This window comes from Thermomonas sp. S9, assembly GCF_024704365.1.
Lineage (GTDB): Bacteria > Pseudomonadota > Gammaproteobacteria > Xanthomonadales > Xanthomonadaceae > Thermomonas.
The window spans coordinates 1,912,427-1,939,373 of record NZ_JAJDFY010000001.1 but is presented as its reverse complement, the minus strand read 5'-3'; the positions used below and the strand labels follow the sequence as shown (position 1 = coordinate 1,939,373).

General features: G+C 66.8%; 28 protein-coding genes and 2 pseudogenes. 19 read left to right on the top strand and 11 right to left on the bottom strand.

Features of this window, described 5'->3' with window-relative positions; all coding sequences use genetic code 11:
* Positions 1 to 88 precede the first annotated feature (88 nt).
* On the bottom strand, positions 89 to 778 hold the full coding sequence (locus LJB71_RS09655) for a transposase (RefSeq protein ID WP_259304020.1): 690 nt from the start codon (positions 776 to 778) through the stop codon (positions 89 to 91).
* Between the two features lie 312 nt (positions 779 to 1,090).
* Between LJB71_RS09655 and pyrC the strand changes: the two genes are divergently transcribed.
* The 7 genes from pyrC to LJB71_RS09620 all read left to right on the top strand — a co-directional run bounded on the left by pyrC (position 1,091) and on the right by LJB71_RS09620 (position 5,197).
* Entirely contained in the window at positions 1,091 to 2,173 is a 1,083-nt protein-coding gene (pyrC, locus tag LJB71_RS09650) for a dihydroorotase (protein ID WP_345779450.1), read from the top strand.
* Between the two features lie 78 nt (positions 2,174 to 2,251).
* On the top strand, positions 2,252 to 2,539 hold the full coding sequence (locus LJB71_RS09645) for a hypothetical protein (RefSeq protein ID WP_259304019.1): 288 nt from the start codon (positions 2,252 to 2,254) through the stop codon (positions 2,537 to 2,539).
* Positions 2,540 to 2,791: 252 nt separating this feature from the next.
* On the top strand, positions 2,792 to 3,919 hold the full coding sequence (locus tag LJB71_RS09640) for an FAD-dependent oxidoreductase (RefSeq protein ID WP_259304018.1): 1,128 nt from the start codon (positions 2,792 to 2,794) through the stop codon (positions 3,917 to 3,919).
* A 37-nt stretch (positions 3,920 to 3,956) separates the two neighbouring features.
* Positions 3,957 to 4,091 (top strand): hypothetical protein, encoded by a 135-nt coding sequence (locus tag LJB71_RS09635; protein WP_259304017.1) that lies wholly within the window; start codon positions 3,957 to 3,959, stop codon positions 4,089 to 4,091.
* A gap of 32 nt (positions 4,092 to 4,123) precedes the next feature.
* Positions 4,124 to 4,354 carry a nitrate/nitrite transporter NrtS gene (gene nrtS, locus LJB71_RS09630; protein WP_259304016.1) on the top strand — a complete coding sequence of 77 codons (231 nt, stop codon included), beginning with the start codon at positions 4,124 to 4,126 and terminating at the stop codon, positions 4,352 to 4,354.
* Positions 4,254 to 4,973 (top strand): RNA polymerase factor sigma-70, encoded by a 720-nt coding sequence (locus tag LJB71_RS09625; protein ID WP_310649415.1) that lies wholly within the window; start codon positions 4,254 to 4,256, stop codon positions 4,971 to 4,973. The genes nrtS and LJB71_RS09625 overlap by 101 nt, the downstream gene beginning before the upstream one ends.
* Positions 4,967 to 5,197, top strand: coding sequence for a zf-HC2 domain-containing protein (locus LJB71_RS09620; protein WP_310649414.1), 231 nt, complete (start codon positions 4,967 to 4,969; stop codon positions 5,195 to 5,197). The genes LJB71_RS09625 and LJB71_RS09620 overlap by 7 nt, the downstream gene beginning before the upstream one ends.
* Positions 5,198 to 5,214: 17 nt before the next feature.
* Here the strand turns inward: LJB71_RS09620 and LJB71_RS09615 are convergent, their stop codons facing one another.
* The 5 genes from LJB71_RS09615 to LJB71_RS09595 are packed head-to-tail and all read right to left on the bottom strand — an operon-like array spanning position 5,215 to position 8,522.
* Positions 5,215 to 5,982 carry a YiiX/YebB-like N1pC/P60 family cysteine hydrolase gene (locus LJB71_RS09615; protein WP_259304013.1) on the bottom strand — a complete coding sequence of 256 codons (768 nt, stop codon included), beginning with the start codon at positions 5,980 to 5,982 and terminating at the stop codon, positions 5,215 to 5,217.
* A gap of 11 nt (positions 5,983 to 5,993) precedes the next feature.
* Positions 5,994 to 6,503 carry a DoxX family protein gene (locus tag LJB71_RS09610; RefSeq protein WP_259304012.1) on the bottom strand — a complete coding sequence of 170 codons (510 nt, stop codon included), beginning with the start codon at positions 6,501 to 6,503 and terminating at the stop codon, positions 5,994 to 5,996.
* Entirely contained in the window at positions 6,500 to 7,279 is a 780-nt protein-coding gene (locus LJB71_RS09605; RefSeq protein WP_259304011.1) for a DNA-binding domain-containing protein, read from the bottom strand. The genes LJB71_RS09610 and LJB71_RS09605 overlap by 4 nt, the downstream gene beginning before the upstream one ends.
* Positions 7,279 to 8,181 carry a DUF692 domain-containing protein gene (locus tag LJB71_RS09600; protein WP_259304010.1) on the bottom strand — a complete coding sequence of 301 codons (903 nt, stop codon included), beginning with the start codon at positions 8,179 to 8,181 and terminating at the stop codon, positions 7,279 to 7,281. Before LJB71_RS09600 ends, LJB71_RS09605 begins: the two co-directional genes overlap by 1 nt.
* 23 nt (positions 8,182 to 8,204) lie before the next feature.
* Positions 8,205 to 8,522: a DUF2282 domain-containing protein gene (locus LJB71_RS09595; RefSeq protein WP_259304009.1), complete on the bottom strand. Its 318-nt coding sequence runs from the start codon at positions 8,520 to 8,522 to the stop codon at positions 8,205 to 8,207.
* A gap of 292 nt (positions 8,523 to 8,814) precedes the next feature.
* Between LJB71_RS09595 and arsS the strand changes: the two genes are divergently transcribed.
* The 9 genes from arsS (at position 8,815) to LJB71_RS09550 (ending at position 17,441) form a co-directional block, all read left to right on the top strand.
* The gene (gene arsS, locus LJB71_RS09590; protein WP_259304008.1) at positions 8,815 to 9,783 is read left to right on the top strand and encodes an arsenosugar biosynthesis radical SAM (seleno)protein ArsS; all 969 of its coding nucleotides are present in this window, start codon (positions 8,815 to 8,817) and stop codon (positions 9,781 to 9,783) included.
* A 183-nt stretch (positions 9,784 to 9,966) separates the two neighbouring features.
* Positions 9,967 to 11,937, top strand: coding sequence for an FAD-dependent oxidoreductase (locus tag LJB71_RS09585; protein ID WP_310649442.1), 1,971 nt, complete (start codon positions 9,967 to 9,969; stop codon positions 11,935 to 11,937).
* A 3-nt stretch (positions 11,938 to 11,940) separates the two neighbouring features.
* A complete protein-coding gene (locus tag LJB71_RS09580) occupies positions 11,941 to 12,771 on the top strand; it encodes a DUF547 domain-containing protein (RefSeq protein WP_259304007.1) in 831 nt (276 codons plus the stop codon).
* Positions 12,772 to 12,779: 8 nt separating this feature from the next.
* Positions 12,780 to 13,445, top strand: a complete 666-nt coding sequence (locus LJB71_RS09575; protein WP_259304006.1) for a TIGR04283 family arsenosugar biosynthesis glycosyltransferase — start codon at positions 12,780 to 12,782, stop codon at positions 13,443 to 13,445.
* Positions 13,442 to 14,146 (top strand): TIGR04282 family arsenosugar biosynthesis glycosyltransferase, encoded by a 705-nt coding sequence (locus tag LJB71_RS09570; RefSeq protein WP_259304005.1) that lies wholly within the window; start codon positions 13,442 to 13,444, stop codon positions 14,144 to 14,146. Before LJB71_RS09575 ends, LJB71_RS09570 begins: the two co-directional genes overlap by 4 nt.
* Positions 14,121 to 14,702 carry a carboxymuconolactone decarboxylase family protein gene (locus LJB71_RS09565; protein WP_259304004.1) on the top strand — a complete coding sequence of 194 codons (582 nt, stop codon included), beginning with the start codon at positions 14,121 to 14,123 and terminating at the stop codon, positions 14,700 to 14,702. Before LJB71_RS09570 ends, LJB71_RS09565 begins: the two co-directional genes overlap by 26 nt.
* 89 nt (positions 14,703 to 14,791) lie before the next feature.
* The gene (locus tag LJB71_RS09560) at positions 14,792 to 15,835 is read left to right on the top strand and encodes a methyltransferase domain-containing protein (RefSeq protein WP_259304003.1); all 1,044 of its coding nucleotides are present in this window, start codon (positions 14,792 to 14,794) and stop codon (positions 15,833 to 15,835) included.
* Positions 15,826 to 16,353, top strand: coding sequence for an arsenate reductase ArsC (locus LJB71_RS09555; protein WP_259304002.1), 528 nt, complete (start codon positions 15,826 to 15,828; stop codon positions 16,351 to 16,353). The genes LJB71_RS09560 and LJB71_RS09555 overlap by 10 nt, the downstream gene beginning before the upstream one ends.
* Before the next feature lie 11 nt (positions 16,354 to 16,364).
* Positions 16,365 to 17,441, top strand: a complete 1,077-nt coding sequence (locus LJB71_RS09550) for an inorganic phosphate transporter (protein ID WP_259304001.1) — start codon at positions 16,365 to 16,367, stop codon at positions 17,439 to 17,441.
* 9 nt (positions 17,442 to 17,450) lie between these two features.
* Here the strand turns inward: LJB71_RS09550 and LJB71_RS09545 are convergent.
* Positions 17,451 to 17,621, bottom strand: a pseudogene (locus tag LJB71_RS09545) (mercuric reductase); the annotation flags it as partial.
* A gap of 483 nt (positions 17,622 to 18,104) precedes the next feature.
* On the opposite strand from LJB71_RS09545, the gene LJB71_RS09540 reads away from it, so the two are divergent.
* The 3 genes and pseudogenes from LJB71_RS09540 (at position 18,105) to LJB71_RS09530 (ending at position 24,050) form a co-directional block, all read left to right on the top strand.
* Positions 18,105 to 19,385: a TolC family protein gene (locus tag LJB71_RS09540; RefSeq protein WP_259304000.1), complete on the top strand. Its 1,281-nt coding sequence runs from the start codon at positions 18,105 to 18,107 to the stop codon at positions 19,383 to 19,385.
* Complete coding sequence (locus LJB71_RS09535; protein ID WP_259303999.1) at positions 19,382 to 20,896, top strand: efflux RND transporter periplasmic adaptor subunit; 1,515 nt, start codon at positions 19,382 to 19,384, stop codon at positions 20,894 to 20,896. Before LJB71_RS09540 ends, LJB71_RS09535 begins: the two co-directional genes overlap by 4 nt.
* Positions 20,893 to 24,050 (top strand): annotated as a pseudogene (locus LJB71_RS09530) (efflux RND transporter permease subunit). Before LJB71_RS09535 ends, LJB71_RS09530 begins: the two are co-directional and overlap by 4 nt.
* Positions 24,051 to 24,140: 90 nt before the next feature.
* Here the strand turns inward: LJB71_RS09530 and merA are convergent.
* The 4 genes from merA to merT are packed head-to-tail and all read right to left on the bottom strand — an operon-like array spanning position 24,141 to position 26,945.
* Positions 24,141 to 25,814 (bottom strand): mercury(II) reductase, encoded by a 1,674-nt coding sequence (gene merA / locus LJB71_RS09525; RefSeq protein WP_259303998.1) that lies wholly within the window; start codon positions 25,812 to 25,814, stop codon positions 24,141 to 24,143.
* 36 nt (positions 25,815 to 25,850) lie between these two features.
* Entirely contained in the window at positions 25,851 to 26,258 is a 408-nt protein-coding gene (merC, locus tag LJB71_RS09520) for an organomercurial transporter MerC (RefSeq protein WP_259303997.1), read from the bottom strand.
* Between the two features lie 30 nt (positions 26,259 to 26,288).
* Complete coding sequence (gene merP, locus LJB71_RS09515) at positions 26,289 to 26,564, bottom strand: mercury resistance system periplasmic binding protein MerP (RefSeq protein ID WP_259303996.1); 276 nt, start codon at positions 26,562 to 26,564, stop codon at positions 26,289 to 26,291.
* 18 nt (positions 26,565 to 26,582) lie between these two features.
* The gene (gene merT, locus LJB71_RS09510) at positions 26,583 to 26,945 is read right to left on the bottom strand and encodes a mercuric ion transporter MerT (protein WP_259304782.1); all 363 of its coding nucleotides are present in this window, start codon (positions 26,943 to 26,945) and stop codon (positions 26,583 to 26,585) included.
* Positions 26,946 to 26,947 lie beyond the last annotated feature (2 nt).

Sequence of the window (26,947 nt, the reverse complement as noted above, 5' to 3'; positions counted from 1 at the left end):
CTCCTGGTGCGTGGCGCACGCTCGTTGTGTAGGAACCACGAACGTACCGCCATCGCCAGGAGGCGGCGATATGAGTTTTCAGGTTCACTTATCCCGTTTCAATGATTGATCTGGCTTTGGCCGGCCGATGCGCGGGGCGCACGCCGGCGAAGCGTCGGGTCTTGGCTTCGACCATCGCGCGAAAGGCGTCGCGGCCGTAGGCGCGTTGCTGTTGCAGGAAGAGGCGGAGGGCGGCGAGGTCTTCTTCGCTCAGGGCTTCGGCCAGCAGCGCCCGATAGCCGTCCGCGCCCAGGGCGCGTTGCACGGGATGCGGCGCCAGCAGCGGGTCGTCGCGCAGGCCGCACAGGCCGGCGCAGCTGGACCAGGCGAACGCGGTGGGGTCGTCGGTCATGCGGGCGCGGACCGGGTTGAGGTCGATGTAGCGGGCGCAGCGCAGCAGGTAGTCGGTGGTATCGACCAGGCAGGCCTTGTAGCGGCCTTCCCACAGCGTGCCGGTGCGGCCGTGGCGGGCGTTGAACTGGCCCACGTACTGGCGGCCCAGGCGCTGCATCAGCTGGCCGACGGCACCGGCCCGAGGCGGCGTCACCAGCAGGTGCACGTGGTTGTCCATCAGCACGTAGGCGTGCAGCCGGCAGTCACTGGCCAGCAGGGCTTCGCGCAACAGTTGGCGATAGCGGGCGCGGTCCTCGTCGTCCAGGAAGCAGGGCAGGCGGTTGTTGCCGCGCTGCACGACGTGCTGCGGGATGCCGGGGAGGTCGATGCGGGGGTGTCGGGCCATGGCGGCAGCTTGGCCCGGGCGGCGCCGGTGGCCCATCGGTCAAGGCAGGCGTGATGGGTCGGTGTGTGCGTCGCATCCGCGTGGGAAGTGAACCTGACCCCGTTAGGGGGAGACTGACGCGGCGCTGCATTGCGTCAGCGCGCCGCAGGCGCACCCGCCCATCGTTCGGGCGGGCAGGATATCCAGCGTCCACGTGCTGGGCATGGTGAAGCGCACGATCCAGGCATCCGCGGGAACCGCGGCAGAGCCGTTCCGTCAGGCGCCGCGCCTGCTCTGGCAAAATTGCGTCAGCCCCCCGGCCCCGGAACCCCCATGCCCTCGCTTGCCCACCACGTTCCCGCGCCCGCCGCGGTGCCACCCGGCACCACGCTGACCATCGCGCGCCCCGACGACTGGCATCTGCACCTGCGCGATGGCGCAGCGCTGGAGGCAGTGCTGCCGCATACGGCGGCGCAGTTCGCGCGGGCGATCGTGATGCCGAACCTGCGGCCGCCGGTGACCACCACCGCGCAGGCGGCGGCGTACCGCGAGCGGATCCTGGCGGCGCGGCCGGCGGGGTCGGACTTCCAGCCGCTGATGACGCTGTACCTCACCGACAACACGCCGGCGGAGGAGATCCGCGCCGCCAAGGCCAGCGGCTTCGTGCACGCGGTGAAGCTGTACCCGGCGGGGGCTACCACCAATGCCGATTCCGGGGTCACCGACCTGCGCCACGCCCGCGCGGCGCTCGAGGCCATGCAGGAGACGGGCATGGTGCTGGCGATCCACGGCGAGGTGACCGACCGCGAGATCGACGTGTTCGACCGCGAGAAGGCGTTCATCGACCGCGTGCTGATCCCGCTGCGGCGCGATTTTCCGGGCCTGCGCGTGGTGCTGGAGCACATCACCACCCGGGACGCGGCCGACTACGTGCGCGAGGCCGAGGGCGGGATCGCCGCGACCATCACCGCGCACCACCTGCTGTACAACCGCAACGCGATCTTCAGCGGCGGCCTGCGCCCGCACTATTACTGCCTGCCGGTGCTCAAGCGCGAGACGCATCGCCAGGCGCTGCTGGAGGCGGCGACCAGCGGCAACACGCGCTTCTTCCTGGGCACGGACTCGGCGCCGCATGCGCGCGGCGACAAGGAGGCCGACTGCGGCTGCGCCGGCTGCTACACCGGGTTGCACGCGCTGGAACTGTACGCCACCGCGTTCGAGGCCGCGGGCCGGCTGGAGCGGCTGGAAGGCTTCGCCAGCCACTTCGGCGCCGATTTCTACCGCCTGCCGCGCAATACCGGCACGGTGACGCTGCGCAGGGAGGAGTGGGTGATCCCGGCCGAGCTGCCGTTTGGCGCACGCACCCTGGTGCCGCTGGCGCAGGGCGAAACCCTGGGCTGGCACCTGGCCGGCTGAATCGCCTGCCTGGCGTGCGCCAGCCATGGCGCTTGCGGTATCGTCGCGCTGCGTTCCTGTTCCCCCGCAGGTGACTCCATGAAAGCGACCGTCGTCGGCCTGGTCACGCCGCATGTCCTCAAGGTGATCGATCTCGCGCGCCAGGCTGAAACCGGCGCGAACGTGGACTGGCACGTGCGCGATGCGGCCTTGCACACGCTGCGCGAGCTGGGCGAGCAGTTCAATGCGCGTGAGCTGCGGGTGGCCTATGTCAAGGGGCTGCAGAGCGCGATCGAGGACGCCGGCACGCGCCGCGCGCCCGCCTACGTGGCGGCATTGCAAACCGCCTTCCAGCTGGCCGTGCGCGAGCTGCCCAAGCTCGATTGAGCAGACGCAGGCCGCGTCTGCGGCCAGCCGGGGGGCGCTGTAAGAATCCGGTGTCTGTTGCGACCAATCCCTGGAAGAGAAGCCTGGAGAGATCGCGATGTCCACCAACGTCCTGCCGGCCAGGCCCAATGCCTTCATGGTCGATGAGCCGCGCCCGTTCCGGGCTGGAGTCGAAGCTGGCTTGCGCTACAGGGGCGGCGATGGTCCCGAAGGGGCGCCGGCGGCGTGGCGTCGGTTTGGATTGGCGTGCGGATGAAACGCCTGCTGCTGGCCGGCGGCGGGCATGCGCAGCTGGCCGTCCTGCACGCGCTGGCGCGTGCGCGGCCCGGCGGGCTCGAGGCCTGCCTGGTGACGCCGTCCCGGTATGCCCTGTATTCCGGCATGCTGCCCGGCTGGATCGCGGGTCACTATCCGCTGCAGGCCTTGCGTGTCGATCTCGCCCCGCTGTGCGCGGCGGCGGGCGTGACCCTGATCGAAGGTCAGTTGGCGGGCCTGCAGGCGGACCGCCGGCGTGCCGTGCTGGGCGATGGGCGAGCGCTGGATTACGATCTGCTGTCGCTGGATGTCGGCAGCGAGATCGATCTTTCCTGGTTCGCGCTGCTGGGGGATCGCGCCCTGCCGGTTCGCCCGCTGGCGCATTTCGTGGAGCGATGGAGCGCCTGGCGCGCCGGGGTGTCCGCGCACGGGCCGGTGCGGCTGGCGGTCGTCGTCGGCGGCGCGGCCGGATTCGAACTGGCGCTGGCCGCCCGCACGGCCCTGCGTCAGGTCGGACAGGTGGAACTGACGCTGGTCGCCGGAGATTCCGGCTTGCTACCCGGCCATGCCGCAGGCGTACGGCGCCGTGCGCAGTGCTGCCTGGAACGGGCCGGGATCGTGCTGGAGCGGCAGGTGGCGGCCGGAGCTGCGAAGGGGCTGCTGTTGGCCGACGGGCGTTCACTGCAGCCGGATCTTGCGCTGATCGCGACCGGCGGGCGCGCGCCCGCGTGGTTGGCCGGCTCCGGCCTGGTGCTGGATGAGCGCGGCTTCGTCGCAGTGGATGCCTGCCATCGTTCGCTCTCGCACGCGCAGGTGTTCGCTGCGGGTGATGTCTGCGGGCGCACCGACGTGGCGCTGGCGCATTCCGGGGTGCATGCCGTGCACGCGGGCCCGGTGCTGGCGCACAACCTGTTGGCGAGCCTGTCGGGCGGGCGCCTGCGCGCCTACCGGCCGCGCCGGCGCTCGCTGTATCTGCTCGCCTGCGGTGCGCAGCACGCGATCGTGTCCTGGGGCGGGTTGAGCGCCGAGGGAGGCTGGGCCTGGCGCTGGAAGGACGCCATCGATCGCCGCTTCATCGCGCGCCAGCAGTGGCCTGCGGACGCCATTTGGACCGAATACGCGTGAACGGCATGGGGGGACGCAGATGAAGCGGAGGCATGCATTGCAACGCTGGCTCGCCAGCGACGATGACTGTGTCGATCCGCAGGTGCTCGCCGCCCAGGTTGGGCAATGGCTGGCCAGCCTGATGGCGATGGCGTGGGCGGTCCCGTGGAAGCATTGCCGTCCCACACGCTGATCCGCTTGTGCCAGGTTTCCGGGGGCTGAGCCGTGCGTGACTGTCTGCAATTGTGGTGCTCGCCGCGCATACTGGCGGCGGCCGTTCGCGTCAGCCTGGTCGTCGGTACATTGCTGAATCTGCTCAATCAGGGCGGTGCTTGGTGGCATGGACAGCCTTTGGATGGCTGGCGGCTGGCGCTCAACTATCTGGTGCCGTATCTGGTGGCCAGTCATTCCGCGGTGCGCAACGAGCTCGACAGGAGGGGAGTGGATGGGGAGTGAGGCAGGAAGCGGGCGGGCCGGGGAACAGGCCAGCGCAACGGATGCCCTGCGGGATTCGGTTTTCTTGGCCGAGTTGCGGGTGCAGATGGTGCGCTTTGCAAGCCTGCAGCTGTCGGATGCGCAGCTGGCCGAGGACGCGGTGCAGGAGGCGCTGATCGGGGCGATGACCAATGCTGGAAAGTTCGCCGGTCGCGCTGCGTTCAAGACCTGGGTGTTTGCGATCCTCAAGAACAAGATCGCCGATGTATTGCGTCAACGCAGCCGGCTCGTCGAGGCCAGCCAGCTGGCGGGCGACGACGAGGACAAGGACGTGCTGGAGATGCTGTTCGAACGCAACGGGCACTGGCGGCGCGACGAGCGTCCACGCGGCTGGGATGATCCCGAGGGCGCGATCGAGAACGCCCAGTTCTGGCGCGTGTTCGAGACCTGCCTGTCGCATTTGCCAGGGCGTCAGGGTCAGGTGTTCATGATGCGCGAATTCGTGGAGCTCGATACCGCCGAGATTTGCGCGGCGCTCGGCCTGAGCGTTGGCAATGTCAACGTCATCCTGCACCGCGCGCGACTGCGCCTGCGCGAGTGCCTCGAAAACCACTGGTTCCTGCGAGAAGCGCCATGTTGAACTGCCAAGAGGCCACCCGCCTGATGTCCGAATCCCAGGAGCATCCGTTGCCTCTGGCGACGGCGATCTCCCTGCGCATGCACCTTGTGCTGTGCAGCGGCTGCCGCAACTTCGATCGGCAGCTTGGGGTGCTGCGACAGGCCACCCGCGCCTTCGCCCGGGGCGCCGATGAAAGGGCGCGGGCCGGGCGCGAACGGAAAGCGGACGAAGATGAGGGACGGTGAAGAATGAGGCGCGATGCTCACGCCTCGCCGGCATCCCAGCGCAGGGCGGTGTAATCGAAACCGCCCTCCAGCGTAGGCTTGATCACCGCGAAATACGGGGACACGTCGAAATCGCGCGGGACGAACAGGCTGTAATTGCGGGCCTGCAGGATTTCCCCGACGCAGCCTGGGCAGTCTGCGTAGTCCGCGGACCGCTCTTCGATGATGGGCAGGATCGGGTAGCGGATGGACTGGAATGCCTGCGCGATCAAGGTCGAGCAGATGGCGCGGGTCGGATCGCCGCTGCCGAGGCGGATCATCCGGCGCCGCCAGTGCGCCGGCACCGGTGGGGTCGGGAACAGGTAGCGTGCGAGGTCGAGGACGTTGCGCAGGTCATAGCGGTATCCGATCCTGTCGATGGCATAGCGGAGCAGGCGCTGCCGGTCCGCCTCCCGCAGCCCCACCGGCCGGCAGATGCGCGTGTGCAGGTCTGCGAACTCCTCCACGCCCACGCTGCGGATGCCCTCCACGATGTCGGCTTCGACGAAGCAGTGCGCTGGCGGTCGCCCGGCCTGCTGCAGCGCGTCGAAGCCGACGAACAGAGCGGCGTGCGACCAGGTGGACTGGGTCAGGTATTTGATCGCGGTGCTGATGCGGCTGTTGCCTTCCGCCAGCAGTACGTCGCCTGGCTGCAGGCAGGCCAGCAGTTTCGCCGCGGGCACCGCGGGTGCGGTGCCATGCACGTGGACTGGGCGCGACAGGTATCCAGCAAGACCGGCGCCGAGGCGGGAGAGCACGGCATTCATGCGGTGCAATCCTAGCAGCCGTTCGGCATCCAGCGTCGGGCGATCCAATGGTCGAGCGAAAACACGCCGGGGCCTCTTGCAATCAGGTACAGCAGGAGCGTCGCCCAGGTGCCGTGGGTGGGGTAGGCGTCGGGATACACGAAGATCTGGATGACCGCGGTCATGCCCAGCAACCCCAGCGCCGAAAACCGGGTAGCCAGCCCGATCAGCAGGAGCACCGGGAAGACGTGCTCGGCCGTTGCGGCCATCAGCGCGGCCAGCTCCGGTGGCAGCAGCGGCAGGGCGTATTCGGTGCGGAACAGATCGAGCGCGCTGTCCGACAGGTGCGGCCAGCCAGGCTGGAACTCGCCGCTCACCAGGTTGATGGCCAGGCCTTCGACCTTGGTCTGGCCGGACAGCCAGAACACGGCGGCGATCGAAAACCGGCCGATGAAGGCGATGAGCGAGTGCGGTATCCGCGATAGCAGCGCGATGGACCGCTGCGCGACGCTGACTGGCCAGGCGCTGGCTTGCGATGTCATGCGATCTCTCCCGTCTGGGGTGAAGCGGGATCGAGCGCCACCACGGCGCCCATCTCCAGCAGTTTCGAAAAGAGTTCGGGCAGCGGCAGCGGGCCCGATGCCGAAGCGCGCTCGAATGCAGGGCCGAGCGGCTCACCCGCCATCAGTTCGTCCAGAAACGCGGCAACATGGGCCGGCATCGGCAAGACCAGGACGTGCGACTGCGGGCGCACCAGCAGCGCCGCCTCGGCGCGGGCCATGTCGACCCCGGAGAGCGTGATCTCGCCCTCGACCTGATGGGCCTGCCAGAGCGAGACGACGGGATGCGCGGACCGGATCAGCCGCACGGCGGGCGCGAAGCGCAGGCGCGTGCGGGCGAGCAGTTCGGGCTGCGCCGCCCGTTCGAGCAGGGCCTGGGCTGGCAGCGAGGACGCATCGGCGGCGTGGAAGGCGCACCCATAGGCCCATTCCAGGCGCGCCATGTCCGGCAGGTAGGACAGCACCGCCGCCGGGGCGAAGCCGGCGATGAACTCGGGGAAGTCCCGTCCATACCAGGCCAGCACCGGCGAGATGGGCGGATGGCAGCGTGCATATTCGCGCGCCATGGCGGCGAAGAACGCCTCTCCCACCAGCTGCCGCACGACGGGATAGGTCTCCGCCAGCGCTTCGATCAGCGAGACCGTCACGTTGTTGCGGTAGACCGCGAAGCGCGAGGCGGAATCGGCACCGGTGCGCACGCGAATGCCGGGCGGCGGCGGTTGGTCCGGATCCAGCAGGGCGCGGGCGAACGCGTCCATCACACGGTCTCCCGCAGGTGATGGGGCTGCCGGGATCGCGCGTCGTCAAGGATCGCCTGCGCGGCGCGCGCTTCGCCCATGAGGGTGGCAAAGGGAGGAATGTTCTGGTCGCGCTCGATCAGCGTGGGGCGCGGGCCCAGGCGCTGGATCACCTGCCGGAACAGCGTCCACACCGCATCCGCGACCGGCGCGCCGTGGCTGTCGATCAGAAGCCGTTCGCCTGCGGCGTCGCGCTCCTCGGCAAAGCCCGCCAGGTGGATTTCTCCGACCGCCGCCAGCGGCAGGCGCTGTAGGTAGGCATCCACGTCGCGGCCGTGGTTGACGGCGCTGACGTGGGCATTGTTGACGTCCAGCAGCAGGCCGCAGCCACTGCGGCGGACGACTTCCGCGATGAACTCGGCCTCGTCCCAGGTGGACGCGGTGAACTCGATGTAGGTGGCCGGATTTTCCAGCAGCATGCGCCGCCCGAGCGCGGACTGCACGGCATCGATATGCGCGCATACGCGGTGCAAGGTGGCATCGGTATAGGGCAGCGGCAGCAGGTCGTTGTAGAAATTGCGGCCGTGGCTGGACCAGGCCAGATGCTCGGAAAACGCTTCTGGCTGGTAACGTTCGAGCAGGGCGCGCAGCCGCTTCAGATGGTCGCGGTCGGGTGGGGCCTCAGCGCCGATCGACAGCCCGACGCCATGCACCGATAGCGCATGGCGCTCGCGGATCGCGGCCAGGTGCTGGTGGAAGGCACCGCCTTCCACCATGTAGTTCTCCGCGTGGACTTCGAAAAAGCCGAGATCGGCGGCACCCTCGTCCGCGAAGATGTCGCGTAGGTGCTCGGGCTTGAGCCCCAGGCCCGCACGCGGTGGGAGCGCCGTGCGTGACGGTGCAAGACGGGAGGGAAAGGCCATCATCGCACGGCGCTCCGTCCGGCTCAGGCCTTTTCCTTGAACGCGGCCAGCTGGCCGAAGCCGGTCGGCGAGGTCTTCGATACGGTCTTCTCGCAGGTGCCGGCCGGCACCAGCTTCCAGGCATTGCCCTGGTAGTCCTTCTTCGCGGTACCGGCACAGGTGGTGCCAGGCCCGGCCTTGCAATCGTTCTTGCCCTTGAGGGCGACGCCGAAACATTTTTCCTTGCCGGCCATCATGTCGTGCGCGCCGGACTTCATGTCCTGTGCGGCGGCGGGCAGGGCGGCCGCCGTGAGCAGGGTGCCGAGGGCAAGCGCGAGGGTGAGCTGGGGACTGGATTTCATGGGACTCTCCTGGATTGTGGCGTGGATCGGTCGATGTGGGTGTCCGCAAAGGCGGGCGATACGCGGCCTGCATTCGTGGACGGGGGCTTGGTCGGATGAGCGGGCGTGGTTCTTACACGCATGGCCATCCCGGCCCTGGTGAGGGGAGCGCGTTCCGCATGTGCGCCGTCTTCACATCCCTTCGCAGGCCATGTTGACAAATGGGCGATGTAAGAAAGCGGCTGGCGCACGCGACAGAGTCCCATCGCGATCACGTGCGCACCTGCGCGCTCGCCGGTTCTGGAGCTGTTTCATGCATGCCACCCTGCCACTGCTTGCGGTCAGTGACTTCCCCGCCATCGCGCGCCAGGCGCTCGCCACGCTGCAGGTCAATCTTGGCTATCGCTGCAACCAGTCCTGCGTGCATTGCCATGTGAATGCGGGCCCGAACCGCAAGGAGATGATGGATGCCGCGACGCTGGCACTGATCCCGCAGGTGCTGCAGGCACGCAACATCCAGACCCTTGACCTGACCGGAGGCGCGCCGGAGTTGCACGGGGGCTTTCGCGCGCTGGTACGGCAGGCACGCGCGCTGGGCGTGCAGGTGATCGACCGCTGCAACCTGACCATCCTGTTCGAATCCGGGCAGGAGGATCTCGCCGGGTTCCTCGCCGCGCAGCAGGTCGAGGTGGTGGCCTCGCTACCGTGCTATAGCGAAGACAACGTGGACAAGCAGCGGGGCAAGGGCGTGTTCGACAAGAGCATCAAGGCGCTGCAGAACCTCAACGCGCTGGGCTACGGCCAGCCGGGCAGTGGGCTGGTGCTGAACCTCGTCTACAACCCACAGGGCCCCAGCCTGCCGCCCGCACAGGCGACGCTGGAGGCCGCCTACAAGCGCGAACTCGCCGAACACTTCGGCATCGTCTTCAACCGCCTGTTCGCGCTGGCCAACCTGCCGATCAACCGCTTCGGTTCGTGGCTGATTTCCAAGGGCCAGTTCGTGCCCTATATGAAGCTGCTCAAGGACAACCACCATGACGAAAACCTCGATGCGGTGATGTGCCGCAGTCTGATCAGCGTGGACTGGCAGGGCTACCTGTACGACTGCGACTTCAACCAGCAGCTCGAATTGCCGCTGTCCGGTCGCCGCCGCCACCTGCGCGAGCTACTGGCGCAAGACTTCGCCGGCGAATCCATCGCGGTGGCCGACCACTGCTACGGCTGCACCGCCGGTTGCGGCAGCAGCTGCGGCGGCGCGCTGAACCCTGGGGCGTCGGCATGACCCGCGGCAGGCGCATTCTGCTGCTGCTGATTGCCTTTGCGGTCGTGCTGTTTATTGCGTTCGGCGGCCAGCACTGGCTGTCGCTGCCGGCTCTCCGCGAGGGTCTGGGCACCCTGACGGCATGGCGCGATGCCCATCCGCTGCTGGCCCTGGCCGGCTTCTTCCTGCTGTACCTGCTGACCGCTGCGCTGTCGCTGCCCGGCGCCGCGGCGCTCACCCTGGCTTGCGGGCGCCCTGTTCGGGCTCGTCGGGGGGACGATACTGGCATCGTTCGCCTCCTCGCTGGGCGCGACCCTGGCCTTCCTGGCCTCGCGCTACCTGCTGCGCGAGGCCGTCGAGGCGCGCTTCGGGCAACGCCTTGCGGCCATCCAGAAGGGCGTGCAGCGGGACGGCGCCTTCTTCCTGTTCAGCCTGCGCCTGGTGCCGGTATTCCCGTTCTTCCTGATCAACCTGCTGTTCGGCCTCACCCGCATGCGTGCTTGGACCTTCTATTGGGTCAGCCAGCTCGGCATGCTGGCCGGCACCCTGGTGTACGTGAATGCCGGTACCCGGCTTGCGCACGTGCAGACGCCCGGGGATGTGCTTTCGCCGCAGCTGATCGGCGCGTTCGCCCTGCTGGCCCTGTTTCCGTGGCTTGCGCGCGTTCTCATCGCCCGCTTCCGGCGGCGGCGGGTGTATGCCCGCTGGCGGCGTCCGGCGCGCTTCGACCGCAACCTGATCGTGATTGGCGCCGGTGCGGCGGGGCTGGTGACGGCCTATATCGCGTCCGCGGTCAAGGCCAAGGTGACCTTGGTCGAGGCGCACAAGATGGGCGGCGACTGCCTCAACTACGGCTGCGTGCCGAGCAAGGCGCTGATCCAGAGCGCCAGGCTCGCGTACCAGATGCGCCATGCCGACCGCTGGGGATTTGCGCCCGTCAGTCCGACATTCGCTTTCCGCCGGGTGATGCAGCGGGTGCACGCGGTCATTGCCCGGGTGGCGCCGCATGACAGCGTGGAGCGCTACACCGCGCTCGGCGTGGACGTACGCCAGGGGCATGCGCAGCTGGTCGATCCGTGGACGGTGGAGATCACCGCGCCCGGGGGCGGCAAGGAGCGCCTGACCGCGCGCAGCATCGTGCTGGCCACCGGCGCGTGCCCGTCCGTACCGCCGCTGCCGGGGCTCGAGGCGGTCGATTACCTGACTTCCGACACCCTGTGGGAACGCCTCGAGGACCGCGACCAGCCGCCGCAGCGGCTGGTCGTGCTTGGCGGCGGGCCGATCGGCTGCGAGCTGGCGCAGAGCTTTGCCCGCCTCGGTTCACAGGTGGTGCAGGTGGAAATGGCGTCGCGCCTGATGGGGCGTGAGGATGAAGACGTTTCAGCCTTCGTCCAGCAAAAGCTCGAATCCGAAGGCGTGGACGTGCGCGCCGGGCATCGGGCGCTGCGGGTCGAGCGCGAAGGCGAGGCGCGGTACCTGGTGGCGGAAGGCCCGGATGGCGAGGTGCGCTTCGGATTCGACGAACTGCTGGTCGCGGTGGGCCGGCAGGCGCGACTGCAAGGCTATGGCCTGGAGGCGCTGGGCATCCCCGCCCAGCGTACGGTCGAAACCAACGAATACCTGGAGACGCTTTATCCGAATATCTATGCCGCCGGCGACGTGGCCGGGCCATGGCAGTTCACCCACACCGCCAGCCATCAGGCCTGGTATGCCGCCGTCAATGCCCTGTTTGGGCGTTTCCGCCGCTTCAAGATGGACGGCCGCGTCATCCCGTGGGTGACCTTCGTCGATCCGGAAGTGGCGCGCGTCGGTCTGAACGAGCAGGACGCGCGGGAGCGGGGTGTCGCCTTCGAGGTCACCCGCTACGGGCTGGACGATCTCGATCGCGCCATCGCCGAGGGATACGCGGAAGGCTGGATCAAGGTGCTGACACCGCCCGGCAAGGACCGCATCCTCGGCGTGACCATCGTCGGCGTGCATGCCGGTGAGCTGCTGGCCGAGTTCACCCTGGCGATGAAGCATGGGCTCGGATTGAACAAGATCCTCGCCACCATTCATCCGTACCCGACCTGGGCCGAGGGAAACAAGTACGCCGCCGGCGAATGGAAACGTGCGCACGCCCCGCAAGCGCTGCTGCGCATGCTCGCGCGCTACCACGACTGGATGCGGGGCTGAACGATGCGCGCTTCCCTTGCATCGCATGCATGGATCCGCGCCGTTGTCCTCGCGCTCGGGCTCTGGGCCTTCGCGGTTTCGGCAGCGGCCCAGACCGGGCCCGAGCACGCTGCGTGGAACCGTCTTCTCGCGGCCCACGTCCACTGGAGCCCCGATGGCCATGCCAGTACCGTCGACTACGCCGGCATGCGGGCGGACCGCGTCGCGCTGCGCGCCTATCTCGCCGCCCTCCCGGCCGTCCGGCCGGAGACCTTTAAGACATGGTCGGACAAGGCGCAGCTTGCGTTCCTGATCAATGCCTACAACGCGTGGACGGTGGAACTGATCCTGACCGGCTATCCGGGGATCGCGTCGATCAAGGACCTCGGCTCGCTGCTGCGTTCTCCGTGGCAGAAGCCGTTCATTCCCCTGCTCGGGCAGACCCGCTCGCTCGACGACATCGAGCATGGCCTGATTCGCGGCTCCAGACGCTACCGCGATCCACGCATCCACTTCGCACTCAACTGCGCCAGCATCGGCTGCCCGGCCCTGCGCCCGGAAGCCTACGCCGCGGAGCGGCTCGATGCGCAGCTGGAAGACCAGATGCGGCGTTTCCTCTCCGACCGGAGCCGCAACGGGGTGCGCGGCGAGGCGCTGGTCGTCTCGCCGATCTTCAAGTGGTACCGCGGGGACTTCGAGCAGGGCTTTGGCGGCTGGCACCGCCTCGAGGACTTCCTGGCCGGCCACGCCGCGGACCTGGGCCTCAGCCAGGCACAGGCCAGCGCGCTGCGCAGTGGTGCGCTGCCGGTGCGTTTCGGCGACTACGACTGGCGCCTCAACGACGGCAGGCACTGACCATGCGGGTGTCGATCATCGTCCCCATGCTCGACGAGGCGGCGCAGCTGCCGGCACTGTGCGCGCATCTGATGAGGTTCGCGCGTGCGGGCGCGGAGGTGCTGCTGGTGGATGGGGGGAGTCGCGATGGTTCCGCGGCGATCGCCCGCGCGGCGGGATTGCGGGTGCTGGACAGCACCCCCAGCCGCGCCTGCCAGATGAACGTCGGCGCGCATGCCAGCACGGGGGAGGCGCTGCTGTTCCTGCATGCCGATACGCGCCTGCCCGATGGCGCGCTCCTCGCGCTGCTGCAGGCGTTGCAGGGGCGCGCCTGGGGGCGCTTCGACGTGCGGATCGAGGGAACATCGAGGATGCTGCCGGTCGTGGCCATGATGATGAATCTGCGTTCGCGCCTGTCGGGCATCGCCACCGGCGACCAGGCGTTGTTCATGACCCGTGCCGCTTTCTATGCGGTCGGTGGCTTTCCCAAGCAGCCCTTGATGGAGGACATCGACATCTGCCGGGCACTCAAGCGAAGGCTCGGTCGGCCTGCCTGTCTGCGGCTGCACGCGCGCACCTCCGGCCGGCGTTGGGAGACCCGCGGCGTATGGCGCACCATCGCGCTGATGTGGTGGCTGCGCTGGCGGCATTTCTGCGGCGCGCCAGTAGAGCAGCTGGCGAGGACCTACCGATGAGCGCGGTGAGCGAGCAGGTGCGTACGGTGATCTTTGCCAAGGCGCCACAACCGGGGAGGGTCAAGACGCGGTTGATCCCGGCCCTGGGCGCGCAGGGAGCGGCGCTGCTCGCGCAGCGCATGTTGCGGTACACCGTGCAGCAGGCATTGGCGGCCGCGCTGGGCCCGGTCGAGCTGTGCGTCACGCCGCACCCGCGGACCCCCGTGTGGCGGCCGTTCCGCGACTTGGCCTGGCCGTTGGGATGGCAAGGGCAAGGGGATGGCGACCTGGGCGATCGCCTGGCACTCGCGGCCGCCCGGACTCTGGCGCACGGTGCGTCCGTGCTGTTGATCGGCACCGATTGCCCGGGGCTTACCGCCGCGCGGCTGCGCGATGCGGCGGCGCAGCTGGCCGCGCATGATGCGGTGATGGTTCCGAGCCATGACGGCGGCTACGTGCTGCTGGGGCTGCGCCGTTTCAGCCCGCAGCTGTTCCAGGGCATCGCCTGGAGCACGCCGCAGGTCGCCGCCCAGACGCAGGAGCGGTTGTGCCAGCTGGGCTGGACCCTGGCGCGTCGGCCGCCACTGCACGACATCGACGAGCCCGCCGATCTGGCGGCACTACCGCCCGACTGGAGCGCGTCTTCGCCCGGTCGCCATGCTTCCATTGTCTTTGAGTATGACCACCATGCCTCTCTTGCCACCCGCGTCCGCCATCCCTGATCCCGAACTGGCCGAGCTGATGGCGTTCTTCCAGGAAACCCTGGGGTTCGTGCCCAACAGCGTGCGCACCATGGCTTACCGTCCGGCCATCGCGCGCGCCTTCGTGGCGCTCAACCGCGCGGTGATGGTCAATCATGGACGTGTCACCAGCGAGCAGAAGCGGCTGGTCGCGCTGCTGGCTAGCAATGCCGCCGGATGCCGCTATTGCCAGGCGCACGCAGCGCTGGCGGCGCAGCGCTACGGCGCCAGCACCGATCGCCTGCGGGCGCTGTGGGAGTTCCGCGACAGCCCGCTGTTCACGCCGGCGGAGAAGGCCGCGTTCGAATTCGCCGTGGCCGCCGCCAGCATTCCAAACGCCGTGGACGCCGCGATCGCGGCGGAGCTGCGCGCCCATTGGGATGAGGGCGAGATCGTCGAACTGCTGGGCGTGATCAGCCTGTTCGGGTTCCTCAACCGCTGGAACGACAGCATGGCCACTACCCTGGAGCCGGATGCGCAGGCGTTGGCCAATGATGTGCTCGGCAGTCACGGCTGGACGCCCGGCAAGCACGGATGACGCGGTGGCGCAGGGCTGCCATGAGGCTGTAAGAAAATATCCTGCGACGGCGACTGACGCGTATCCCTTTTCCGCAGGTGTTATGCGTCATGCATGAACTCGTCCAGGACTATTACGGCCGCCAGCTGCAGGGGTCGCAGGATCTGAAGACCAGCGCCTGCTGCGATGCAAGCCGGATGCCCGACTGGCTGAAGCCACTGCTGGCGCGCATCCATCCGGACGTGCTCGCCCGCTACTACGGCTGCGGACTGGTGTGCCCGCCGCTGCTGGAGGGTTGCCGCGTGCTGGACCTTGGGTGCGGCGCCGGGCGTGATGTGTACGCGCTGGCGCAGCTGGTCGGCCCGCGCGGCGAGGTCGTCGGGGTGGACATGACCGAGGCGCAACTCGATGTGGCACGCCAGCATCAGGCGTATCACGCTGAATCCTTCGGATTCGACAACGTGCGTTTCGTGCATGGGTACATCGAACAGTTGGAGGCGCTCGATCTCGCGCCGGAAAGTTTCGATGTCATCGTCTCCAACTGCGTGGTCAATCTCTCGCCGGACAAACCGGCGGTGCTGTGCGGTGTGCAGCGCCTGCTCAAGCCGGGTGGCGAGTTCTACTTCTCCGATGTCTATGCCGACCGCCGTGTGCCGGAGGCGGTGCGCAGCGACCCGGTGCTGTACGGCGAGTGCCTGGGCGGGGCGCTGTACTGGAACGATTTCCTGCGCCTGGCGCACGCTGCAGGCTTTGCCGACCCGCGACTGGTCGAGGACCGGCCGCTGGCGATCACCGACCCTGCGCTGGCGGAACGGGCAGGCAACGTTCACTTCTACTCGGCGACCTATCGCCTGTTCAGGCTCGATGGGCTGGAGAGCGCCTGCGAGGACTACGGACAGGCGGTGATCTACCAGGGGACGGTTCCCAACCACCCGCACCGTTTCGTGCTGGACAAGCACCACGACATCTCCACCGGGAAAGTGTTCCCGGTATGCGGCAATACCTGGCACATGCTGCACGGCACCCGCTTTGCACCGCACTTCCAGTTCATTGGCGATTTCAGCCGGCATTACGGCCTGTTCGAAGGGTGCGGCAGCCGCATGCCGTTCGATACGGAAGCGGCCGGCGCGGCGGGAGGTGGCGCATGCTGCTGAAGACGGACGTCCAGTCGCACACCGCTGGCGTGGCGGTCAGTCCCTTGACGATCCTGGTGCTGTGCACCGGCAACTCCGCGCGCAGCCTCATGGCGGAGGCGCTATTCAATCATCTGGGTAAGCCGTGGATTCGGGCCGTCAGCGCCGGAAGCCACCCCGTGGGTCGGGTCAATCCTTTTGCCCTCGAGCAGATCCGCACTCACTTGGGTGACGATGGTTCGTCCTATCGCAGCAAAAGTTGGGATCAGTTTTCCCAAACGCATTCGGATAAGCCGATTGATGTCGTGTTGACGGTTTGCGCGAATGCCGCACAGGAACGCTGTCCGGTGTTTCCAGGCGCGGCACTGCACGTGCACTGGGGCTTTGCAGATCCGGCCGCCGCGCCCGCAGAAGTGGCGTCAGCCGCATTCGCAGCGACGTTCGATGCGATGCGTGCGCGCATCGAATCGCTGCGCCCGCAACTGCAGCCAGAATTGACCGCGCAGGCGCTCGCCGACAGGCTGCGGGCGTTGGCGTAAGGAGCATGGGCATGGTGTTGCCATTGCTTCTCACGGCTATTTTTCTGGCTGTCTTCAACGGCGCCAATGACAACTTCAAGGGCTTCGCCACCGTATGGGGCTCGGACACGCTCGACTATAGGGAAGCGCTCTGGCTTGCAACGTTTGCGACCGTCGTGGGCAGCCTGCTGTCGTGGGTGCTGGCGGATGGCCTGGTGCAGCAATTCTCCGGCAAGGGGCTGGTTGCCGCGAGTGCGATCCAGAGCCCGCCGTTTATCGTCAGCGTCGCTATGGGCGCAGCGCTGACGGTATTTCTTGCCTCCCGATTGGGTTTTCCGATTTCAACGACCCATGCGCTGATCGGCGGACTGGTTGGCGCTGGCGCGGCACAGGCGGGTGGTGTGCATGTCGCCAGGCTGGCGGATGCCTTCCTGCTGCCGCTTCTCGTCAGCCCCTTGCTTGCGGCCGCGCTGGGCGTGCTGGCCTATCGTCTGCTCAAGGCAAGACCCATCGAGAAAGATTGCGCCTGCGTTGCACTCGAACCCGTTGTCGCACCGGCGATAGGCTCTGCACAACAGGTGTCCGTCATGCTTCCGGTCGTCGTCATCGACAAGGAGAGCGAGTGCGAGCGGGCGGCGCTGCCGGTGCGGTTTTCGATCGCACGGCATCTCGACCGCCTGCATATCGGATCGGCCATGGCGATCTGCCTTGCGCGCGGCGTCAACGACACGCCCAAGCTGGTCGCCCTGCTGCTGATGGCGCACGGTCTCGGGAATTCTTACGTGTCTGTTGGCGTGATTGCGTTGGCGATGGCGCTGGGTGGCGTCCTGTTCGCAAGAAACGTGGCACGCACCATGAGCCAGCGCGTCACCCGGCTGGATCACACCTCGGGCCTTGCCGCCAACTTGATCACCGCCTCGCTGGTGTTGTTCGCCAGCAAACTGGGGCTGCCGGTCTCGACGACGCACGTTTCGGTTGGCGCGATCGCCGGGGTGGGCGCCAGCGCGCGCACGCTGGATTGGCAGGCGTTGCGCAACGTCCTGCTGTCCTGGGTGTTGACCCTGCCGCTGGCGGCGGGGGTGGCGTGGGGCATGAGCCGTCTGCTGTGAAATCGCGCTTCACCCCGCGCAGCAGGAAAGCTGCTTCACGTCCTTGCGGAAGGTCTGCGCCGCAAGCTTCAGGCCTTCGACCATCGTCAGGTACGGGAACAGCTGGTCGGCCAGTTCCTGCGCCGTCATCCGGCTGCGGATGGCGAGCGCGGCGGTCTGGACCAGTTCGCCCGCGTCCGGCTCGGTCCTCGCTGCCGGGCAAATCTATGGTTATCATTGCGCAGTCGCTGCGTTGGAATCACCCGCAAGATGGGTTTTATCCGGTTCATAGCGGTTGTCATCATCGCGTTTGTCATGCCCTTCATGGCTACGGCGAGCGTTGTGATGCCCGTATTGACCGGGTGCCAGATGCACACAGGCGGCGGAGACTCGCCTGCAATGACCAGCATGCATGACTGCTGCGCGCACGGTTCGACGGACCAAACCCAATCCAAGGCGTGCAAGGTGGGCCAGGCATGCAAGGCGTGTGGCGCCTGTGTCGTGATCCCGATGAGCTCGCCGGCGGGTTCTTTCCCTGATATCGGGCAAGTGGTGGCCCGTTTCTCGACTCTTGGCCTTTCTTCCCATGACCCACGTGGGTTATGGCGACCTCCTCGTTCGCTCTGATTCCTGACGACTGGTGACCCGCGCGGCCTGGCTGTGCGGGTCGTTCATGCGTGCGCCTTGCTGCGTATCGATCCGTCATGGAGTTGGAGCATGTCACCTCATGCACGAAAGAAAGCCATCCTGCCCCTATTGTTGGCAGGAGCGGTCGGCCTTGCCCAGGCTGGAACCCTGAGTTTCACAGCGGCGCTCGAACAGGCCGAGCGTCAATCTCCCAAGTTGGCCGCCATCAACGCGCAGATCGATGCAGCGCGTTCGGCAGCGATCTCCGCTGGGGCGTTGCCTGACCCCAAGATATTCGCTGGTATCGACAGCTTCCCGGTATCCGGCCCCGAAGCGGGACGCTTGCAGGCTGACTTCATGACGATGCAGAAGATCGGCGTGATGCAAGACGTTCCCAACGCCGACAAGCGCCGCGCCCGCAAAGCCGTGGCCGCCGCTGGTGTGGAGGTAGCCGAAGCCCGGCGCAGGGCGGAACGGCTGGCCGTGCGCCGAGACACCGCAATGGCCTGGCTCGAGCTCTACTACCTGCAACGCAAGGAGGCCCTGTTCGCCGAACTGGACCTGGAGAACGCCATTCTCACCCAGACTGTGAAGGCGCAAATCGCCAGCGGTCGCGCCCAGGCGGCCGATGCCGTGGTGCCCCAGCAGGAAGCCGTCGAAATCGCGGATCGGCGCGATGATCTGTCCAGTGCGCAGGCACAGGCAAGATCGAGGTTGCGGCAATTCGTAGGCCGCGCTGCGGATGATCTCCTGACGGGAGATCCACCCAACCTGGTCATCGATGCACAGCATCTAAGGGGGATTTTGCATCGGCATCCCGAACTGCTGGTGTTCGCAGCCGAGACACACAAGGCCGAAGCCGAGCTTGGCGAGGCCCGATCCACGAAGAAGCCCGACTGGGGCATCGAATTGGCCTACCAGCGCCGCGCGCCGCAATTCGGCAACATGGTCTCGATCCAGTTCACGTTCGACCTGCCGGTATCGCCATCGACCCGGCAAGAGCCCTTGATTGTGGCCAAGCAGCGTGAGCTGGACCGTATCGATGCCGAGCGTGAAAACATGCTGCGCGAGCACGCCAGCGAGCTTGAGAGTGATCTGGCCGAGTACGTGGCCCTCAGCCGGCAACTGGAGCGCGCCAGACAGGTGACGCTGCCCCTGCTGGAGCAGAAGGTCATGCTGCAAACCGCCAGTTATCAAGGTGGCAAAGGTGATCTCGCAGTCGTTTTGATGGCGCGCCGGGAGCGCATCGAGCAACGTCTGCGCATCATCGATCTGGAGAACAGCCTGGCTCGTGTGGCGGCGCGGCTCTACTTTGCTTATGAGGAGAATGCGCAATGAGCCTGCATAAACAGACGATGCTGCTACTGGCCGTACTGGCGGCGCTGCTGGCCGGCATCGGCGGCGGCTACTGGTTTGCCATGCACCGTCACCCTGCATCTGCCGAGGCCCCGGCGGCAGGATCAGCAGATCACGCCACTGATGGCCGCAAGGTGCTGTACTGGTACGACCCGATGGTGCCCAACCAGCATTTCGACAGACCGGGCAAATCGCCGTTCATGGACATGCAACTGGTCCCCAGGTATGCCGACGAAGGCGGCGATGCAACCAGCGTGAAGATCGATCCAGGCGTGATGCAGAACCTCGGCCTGCGCCTGGCCAGGGTCGAGCGCGGCGTATTGGCCACACCCGTGGAAGTAGCTGGTAGTGTGCAGTGGAACGACCGCCAGGTGGCCGTCGTACAGACCCGCACTGCTGGATTCGTCGAGCGCGTTTATGCGCGCGCACCGGGCGACATGGTCGCTAAGGGCGCGCCGCTCGCCGATCTGCTGATGCCCGACTGGGCGGGTGCGCAGGCCGAGTTCCTGGCGTTGCGCAATACCGGCGACAGCACTTTGTTGCAGGCAGCGCGCGAGCGCTTGAAGTTGCTCGGCATGCCGCCGGAGCTGATTGCCAAGGTCGAGGCCACAGGCCAGACACGCCCCGTCATCACGATCCGTGCCCCCATCGCGGGTGCGATCCAGGCGCTGGACGTGCGCAGCGGTATGTCGCTGGGTGCCGGCATGCCTTTGGCCAGGATCAATGGAATCGATCCGGTCTGGATCGAAGCCGCCGTGCCGGAACATTCGGCGGGCACTATCGCGGTGGGTAATCCGGCGCACGTGACGCTGGCCGCCTATCCGGGTGTTCGCCTGACAGGCAAGGTGACCGCGATCCTGCCGGAAATGAACATCGACAGCCGTACCCTGCGCGTGCGCGTCGAACTGCCCAACCACGACGGCCGCCTCAGAGCGGGCATGTTCGCGCAACTTGGCCTGGGAACGAGCAACGATGCCCCGGCACTGCTGGTGCCAAGCGAGGCCGTGATCCGCACGGGGACACGCAACATCGTATTGGCAGCGCTGGGTGGCGGACGCTTCCAGCCCATCGAAGTCAAGCTTGGACGCGAAGCTGGCGGTAAGGTCGTGGTGCTGGACGGTTTGACGGAAGGGCAAAGCGTCGTAGCGTCCGGGCAATTCCTGATCGATTCCGAGGCCAGCCTGAAGGGGATACTGGCCCGCCAGTCCAATGCAGACGTCCCCATGCCGATGTCGAAGCCACCGGCGACCACGTCGGCCGCCACGCTCCATGAGGCTGACGGCAGGGTGGAATCCATCTCTGGCAAGGAAATCACGCTGTCGCATGGTCCGGTCCAATCGCTGGGCTGGGGTGCCATGACGATGTCCTTCCAGCTTGCGCAACCAGCTCTCGCCGCCGGCATCCAGAAAGGAGATCGCGTGCATTTCGGTTTCCGGAAAGGCGATGGCAGCTTCGTCATCGAGCAGCTCGTCAAGACGGGGGGCGGGCAATGATCGGGAAACTCATTCACTGGTCGATTGCCAACCGCTTTCTGGTGCTACTCGCCACTTTGTTCCTGTCCGCATGGGGCGTGTGGGCGGTCAACACCACGCCGGTCGATGCCCTGCCTGACCTGTCGGATGTGCAAGTCATCATTCGCACCAGCTATCCCGGCCAGGCACCGCAGATTGTCGAGAACCAGGTCACGTACCCGCTGGCCACCACGATGCTGTCGGTGCCGGGAGCCAGGACGGTACGCGGCTACTCGTTCTTTGGCGATTCGTTCGTTTACGTTCTGTTCGAGGATGGCACCAACCTGTATTGGGCACGTTCGCGTGTGCTCGAATACCTGAGCCAGGTGCAAGGCCGCCTGCCAGCGGCGGCCAAGGCCTCGCTCGGGCCGGATGCCACCGGTGTCGGCTGGATTTACGAGTACGCGCTGATCGATAAAACCGGCGGGCACGACCTGTCACAGTTACGCAGCCTGCAGGACTGGTTCCTGAAGTACGAGTTGAAGAGTCTGCCCAATGTGGCTGAGGCCGCATCCATCGGCGGCATGGTCAGGCAGTACCAGGTCGTGCTTGATCCGGTGAAACTGGCCGCCTACCGCATCCCGCAGTCCAAGGTGATCGAGGCGATTCAAAAGGCCAATCAGGAGGCAGGCGGCTCCGTGCTGGAACTGGCGGAAACGGAGTACATGGTACGGGCGTCAGGCTACCTGAAGACGCTGGACGATTTCCGCGCCATTCCGATCGCCACGACGTCGGCTGGCGTGCCTGTGACCTTGGGCGAGGTGGCGACCATTCAGATCGGCCCCGAAATGCGGCGTGGCATCGCCGAGTTGAATGGGCAGGAGAAGTGGCAGGCGGCGTGGTCATCCTGCGCTCTGGCAAGAATGCGCGCGAAACCATCATGGCCGTGAAGGAAAAGTTGGCAGAACTGCAAAAGAGTCTGCCGAGTGGGGTGGAGATTGTGCCCACCTATGACCGCAGCCAGCTGATCGACCGCGCCATCGAAAATCTGTCGCACAAGTTGCTCGAAGAGTTCATTGTAGTGGCGGTAGTCTGCGGCATCTTTCTGTGGCACCTGCGCTCGGCCCTGGTCGCCATCGTGTCCTTGCCGCTGGGCGTAATGATGGCCTTCATCGTGATGCGCTATCAAGGCGTCAATGCCAACATCATGTCGCTTGGCGGCATTGCCATTGCCATCGGTGCGATGGTGGACGCTGCCGTGGTGATGATCGAGAACGCACACAAGCACATCGAGGCGTGGCGACACCATCATCCCGGTGAACGTCTGCAAGGCGAGGCCCATTGGCGGGTGATTGGAGAGGCGGCGGCCGAAGTCGGTCCGGCGCTGTTCTTCTCCCTGCTGATCATCACGCTGTCCTTCATCCCCATATTCACCTTGCAGGCGCAGGAAGGGCGGCTGTTCGGTCCATTGGCCTTGACCAAGACGTATGCGATGGCCGCCGCAGCAGGATTGTCAGTGACGCTGGTTCCGGTGCTGATGGGCTATTGGATACGTGGGCGCATTCCCGATGAGCATCGAAACCCGCTCAACCGCTGGCTGATCCGCGGCTACAGCCCCCTGATCGATGCCGTACTTCGGCACCCCAAAGCCACGCTCGCAATCGCGGGCCTTGCTCTGCTGACCACCGCGTGGCCGATCGCCAGACTCGGCGGTGAATTCATGCCGCCGCTCGACGAAGGCGACTTGTTGTACATGCCTTCTGCCTTGCCCGGGCTGTCGGCGGCCAAAGCCGGCGAATTGTTGCAACAGACCGACCGGCTCATCAAGACTGTGCCAGAAGTCGCCAGCGTGTTCGGCAAGGCGGGACGAGCGGAAAGTGCCACCGACCCGGCACCGCTTGAGATGTTCGAGACCACCATCCAGTTCAAGCCGCGCGATCAGTGGCGTCCCGGCATGACGCCCGCCAAACTGGTCGATGAACTGGACCGGGTGGTGAAGGTGCCTGGCCTGGCGAATATCTGGGTGCCGCCGATTCGCAACCGCATCGACATGCTGGCCACCGGCATCAAGAGCCCGATTGGCGTCAAGGTGTCCGGAACCAGGCTGGCCGAGATCGACCAGGTGACGCAGCAGGTCGAACGAGTGGCCAGGACCGTGCCCGGCGTCAGTTCGGCGCTGGCCGAGCGTCTGACCGGCGGCCGCTACGTGAATGTCAGGATCGACCGCGCAGCCGCCGCGCGTTATGGCCTCAACATTGCGGACGTGCAATCCATCGTTGCCTCCGCCATCGGCGGAGAAAACGTCGGCGAGACGGTGGAGGGACTGGCGCGCTATCCGATCAGCGTGCGATACCCGCGCGAGTTGCGCGATTCGCTGGATGGCCTGCGCAATTTGCCGATCGTGACCGACATGGGTCAGCAAATCACGCTGGGCACCGTCGCCAGCATCGAGGTCAGCGACGGTCCGCCGATGCTCAAGAGCGAGAATGCACGTCCCACGGGCTGGGTATACGTGGACGTGCGCGGGCGCGACCTGGCGTCGGTGGTGGCTGATTTGCGCGCGGCCGTGACCGACAAGGTGAAACTGCAGCCCGGCATGAGCCTGGCCTACTCCGGTCAGTTCGAATACATGGAACGGGCCAATGCGCGCTTGAAGCTGGTGGTGCCGGCGACCCTGCTCATCGTCTTCGTGCTGCTGTATCTGACCTTCCGCCGATTCGACGATGCGTTGCTGATCATGGCGACGTTGCCATTCGCACTGGTGGGCGGGGTGTGGTTGGTCTATCTGGCAGGCTACAACCTGTCCGTGGCCACCGGCGTGGGCTTCATCGCGCTGGCTGGCGTATCGGCGGAGTTTGGGGTGGTGATGCTGCTTTATCTCAAACAGGCCATCGCCGAGCGACAAGAGCGGGGCTTGGTGATGAGCGGACACGTGCTGGATCAGGCCATACACCAGGGCGCGGTGCTGCGGGTGCGGCCCAAGGCGATGACGGTGGCGGTGATCCTGGCTGGTCTGCTCCCGATCCTGCTTGGCAGCGGTACCGGCTCAGAGGTAATGAGCCGTATCGCCGCACCGATGGTGGGCGGAATGATCACCGCCCCACTGCTGTCGATGTTCGTGATCCCGGCGGCCTATCGGCTGATGCGTCAGTCACGTGCGGAAGGGCAGAGAGGGACGACAGAACCTGCTTCGTGACATCCTGGATGAGCGATTGCCCCTTGGTCGATCTCTCTCGATCAGGGGCAATTCAAAAATCCGGCTCACGGGCAGCAGGCTGTGCTGGATTCACCCCGCGCAGCAGGAAAGCTGCTTCACGTCCTTGCGGAAGGTCTGCGCCGCAAGCTTCAGGCCTTCGACCATCGTCAGGTACGGGAACAGCTGGTCGGCCAGTTCCTGCGCCGTCATCCGGCTGCGGATGGCGAGCGCGGCGGTCTGGACCAGTTCGCCCGCGTCCGGCGCGACCGCCTGCATGCCGATCAGGCGCCCGCTGCCGGCTTCCGTCACCAGCTTGATGAAGCCGCGGGTATCGAAGTTGGCGAGCGCGCGCGGGACGTGGTCGAGGGCGAGCGTGCGGCTGTCGGTTTCGATGCCTGCCACGCGGGCTTCGTGCTCGCTCAGTCCCACGGTGGCGATCTGCGGGTCGGTGAACACCACCGCCGGCATCGTGGCAAGGTCCAGGGTCGCCGCGCCGCCGGTCATGTTGACCGCGGCGCGGGTGCCGGCGGCGGCCGCGACGTACACGAATTGCGGCTGGTCGGTGCAGTCGCCGGCGGCGTAGATGTGCGGGGCGCTGGTGCGCAGGCTGCGATCGACGCGGATGGCACCCTGCGGATTCACGGCCACGCCAGCGGCGTCGGGATCCAGTTCGCGCGTGTTCGGTGTGCGGCCGGTGGCGACCAGCAGGCGGTCGGCCCGGAGATCGCCGCGCGCGGTGGCGAGCACGAATGCGCCGTCCTCATGGTCGACGCGGCTGGCCTGCGTGTGCTCCAGCACGGTGATGCCCTCCGCACGGAAGGCGGCCGTGATGGCCTGGCCGATCGCCGGATCCTCCCGGAACAGCAGCGTGCTGCGCGCCAGGACCGTGACCTGGCTGCCCAGCCGGGCGAAGGCCTGCGCCAGCTCCACCGCCACCACTGACGAGCCGATCACGGCCAGGCGCTCGGGAATGTGGTCGCTGGCCAGCGCGTCGGTGGAGGTCCAGTACGGCGTGTCCTGCAGGCCCGGAATCGGCGGCACGGCCGGGCGGGCGCCGGTGGCGATGAGGCAGCGATCGAACGCCAGCGTGTGCTCGCCGCCGGCGTTCAGGCGGACGGCAAGGTGCCGTGCGTCCATGAACCGGGCTTCACCGTGCAGCACGGTGATGGCCGGGTTGCCTTCCAGAATGCCTTCGTACTTGGCATGCCGCAGTTCCTCGACCCGCGCCTGCTGCTGGGCCAGCAGTCGGGTGCGATCGATCCTGGGCGCCGCGGCCGCAATGCCGGCATCGAACGGGCTCGTCGCGCGCAGATGGGCGATATGCGCGGCGCGGATCATGATTTTCGAGGGCACGCAGCCAACATTGACGCAGGTGCCGCCAATGGTGCCGCGCTCGATCAGGGTCACCCGCGCCCCGCGTTCGGCCGCCTCGATCGCCGCCGCCATCGCCGCGCCACCGCTGCCGATGATGGCGATGTGCAGCGGGCGTTCGCCGTCGCCGCCTTCGTCGGCGGCCCGCACCTTGTCGATCAGCCCGGTGCGGCCGTCCGGTGGTGGGGGATCGGCGAGCGTTGCCTGGTAGCCGAGCCCGACCACGGCGGCGATCAGCGCGTCCGGTGCGGTGCCGGGGTCAAGGGCGAGCTGCGCCGCCCCCTTGGCGTAGGACACGGTGGCCGACTGCACGCCGGGCACTTTCTCCAGGGCTTCCTTGACATGCGTAGCGCACGAGTCGCAAGTCATGCCGGTGATCTTCAGCGTGGTCATACTGCATTCCTTTCGTTTCATGAGCGCCCAGAACCGTCATCCGCGTTTAGCGGGCAGTTCACAGCCGTCCGGCCCGCAGCGGCGATGTGCCGGCGAGACGAGATCCCAGATCGACACGGCCATCATGGTGGCCAGGCCGGCATAGAGCAGTTTCTCCGCCATGGTGAACGTGGCGACGAGCACGATGGCTGGTCCGACCATGCCGATCACGCTGCGGTGCCATTGCCGGTGGCTCAGCCTGCCAAGCGCATTCGCGATGAGGGCGATCACGGCGAACAGCGGCAGTAGCCGGCTGATGAACAGCCCCTCGTACTGGCCAAGAAAACCAAGCCCGATGGCCGCGCCAAAGCTGGCGATGGCGGGAAAGCAGGCCGCACAACCCATCGCGGCAACGATGCTGCCGAATGTGCCGGTTTTATCGGCAATGCGTGTGAGGAGTCCCATGTGTCCAATTCCTTAGGTTGAGTTGGCAGATCAGCGTTTGACGCTAGACGGATAACCGGCGTCCGCGGTCGCCTTGGTCAGCGCCGCGACGTTGGTCTTGGCATCGTCGAAGGTGACGACGGCCTCGCGCCTGTCGAAGTTCACTTCGATCCTGCTCACGCCATCGACCCTGGACAGCGCTTTCTTGACGGTGATCGGGCAGGCCGGGCAGGTCATGCCGGGAACGTCGAGGGTGACGCTGCGGGTCGCGGCGAGGGCGGGCAGCGCGGCAGAGGCAAGCAAGAGGACAGCAAGCAGCTTCTTCATGGTGGACTCCTTGGGATTTCAGTAGAACAGCGGCATGACGTAGGGAAAACCAAGCGCGATCACGACCAGCGCGGCCACGATCCAGAAAATGCGCCTGTAGGTGCTGCGCACCTGCGGCACGGCGCACGCCGCGCCGGGCGCGCAGGCCTGCACCGGGCGGAAGATGCGGCGGTAGGCAAACAGCATCGCCAGCAGGGCGATGCCGATGAAGAGCGGGCGATACGGCTCCAGCACGGCCAAATTGCCGATCCAGGCGCCGGAGACGCCCAGCGTGATCAGCACCAGCGGGCCGAGGCAGCAGGTCGAGGCGAGGATGGCGGCGAGTCCGCCGGCCAGCAGGGCGGTGCGCGGCGGCTTGTTCGGGGAGTGGACATGGGGCAGGG

Excerpts from the sequence above, each read along its gene's own strand:
- LJB71_RS09655 (WP_259304020.1), bottom strand. The coding sequence starts at position 778 with ATGGCCCGACACCCCCGCATCGACCTCCCCGGCATCCCGCAGCACGTC.
- pyrC (WP_345779450.1), top strand. The coding sequence starts at position 1,091 with ATGCCCTCGCTTGCCCACCACGTTCCCGCGCCCGCCGCGGTGCCACCC.
- LJB71_RS09645 (WP_259304019.1), top strand. The coding sequence starts at position 2,252 with ATGAAAGCGACCGTCGTCGGCCTGGTCACGCCGCATGTCCTCAAGGTG.
- LJB71_RS09640 (WP_259304018.1), top strand. The coding sequence starts at position 2,792 with ATGAAACGCCTGCTGCTGGCCGGCGGCGGGCATGCGCAGCTGGCCGTC.
- LJB71_RS09625 (WP_310649415.1), top strand. The coding sequence starts at position 4,254 with ATGGCTGGCGGCTGGCGCTCAACTATCTGGTGCCGTATCTGGTGGCCA.
- LJB71_RS09620 (WP_310649414.1), top strand. The coding sequence starts at position 4,967 with ATGTTGAACTGCCAAGAGGCCACCCGCCTGATGTCCGAATCCCAGGAG.
- LJB71_RS09615 (WP_259304013.1), bottom strand. The coding sequence starts at position 5,982 with ATGAATGCCGTGCTCTCCCGCCTCGGCGCCGGTCTTGCTGGATACCTG.
- LJB71_RS09610 (WP_259304012.1), bottom strand. The coding sequence starts at position 6,503 with ATGACATCGCAAGCCAGCGCCTGGCCAGTCAGCGTCGCGCAGCGGTCC.
- LJB71_RS09605 (WP_259304011.1), bottom strand. The coding sequence starts at position 7,279 with ATGGACGCGTTCGCCCGCGCCCTGCTGGATCCGGACCAACCGCCGCCG.
- LJB71_RS09600 (WP_259304010.1), bottom strand. The coding sequence starts at position 8,181 with ATGGCCTTTCCCTCCCGTCTTGCACCGTCACGCACGGCGCTCCCACCG.
- LJB71_RS09595 (WP_259304009.1), bottom strand. The coding sequence starts at position 8,522 with ATGAAATCCAGTCCCCAGCTCACCCTCGCGCTTGCCCTCGGCACCCTG.
- arsS (WP_259304008.1), top strand. The coding sequence starts at position 8,815 with ATGCATGCCACCCTGCCACTGCTTGCGGTCAGTGACTTCCCCGCCATC.
- LJB71_RS09580 (WP_259304007.1), top strand. The coding sequence starts at position 11,941 with ATGCGCGCTTCCCTTGCATCGCATGCATGGATCCGCGCCGTTGTCCTC.
- LJB71_RS09570 (WP_259304005.1), top strand. The coding sequence starts at position 13,442 with ATGAGCGCGGTGAGCGAGCAGGTGCGTACGGTGATCTTTGCCAAGGCG.
- LJB71_RS09560 (WP_259304003.1), top strand. The coding sequence starts at position 14,792 with ATGCATGAACTCGTCCAGGACTATTACGGCCGCCAGCTGCAGGGGTCG.
- LJB71_RS09555 (WP_259304002.1), top strand. The coding sequence starts at position 15,826 with ATGCTGCTGAAGACGGACGTCCAGTCGCACACCGCTGGCGTGGCGGTC.
- LJB71_RS09550 (WP_259304001.1), top strand. The coding sequence starts at position 16,365 with ATGGTGTTGCCATTGCTTCTCACGGCTATTTTTCTGGCTGTCTTCAAC.
- LJB71_RS09535 (WP_259303999.1), top strand. The coding sequence starts at position 19,382 with ATGAGCCTGCATAAACAGACGATGCTGCTACTGGCCGTACTGGCGGCG.
- merA (WP_259303998.1), bottom strand. The coding sequence starts at position 25,814 with ATGACCACGCTGAAGATCACCGGCATGACTTGCGACTCGTGCGCTACG.
- merC (WP_259303997.1), bottom strand. The coding sequence starts at position 26,258 with ATGGGACTCCTCACACGCATTGCCGATAAAACCGGCACATTCGGCAGC.
- merP (WP_259303996.1), bottom strand. The coding sequence starts at position 26,564 with ATGAAGAAGCTGCTTGCTGTCCTCTTGCTTGCCTCTGCCGCGCTGCCC.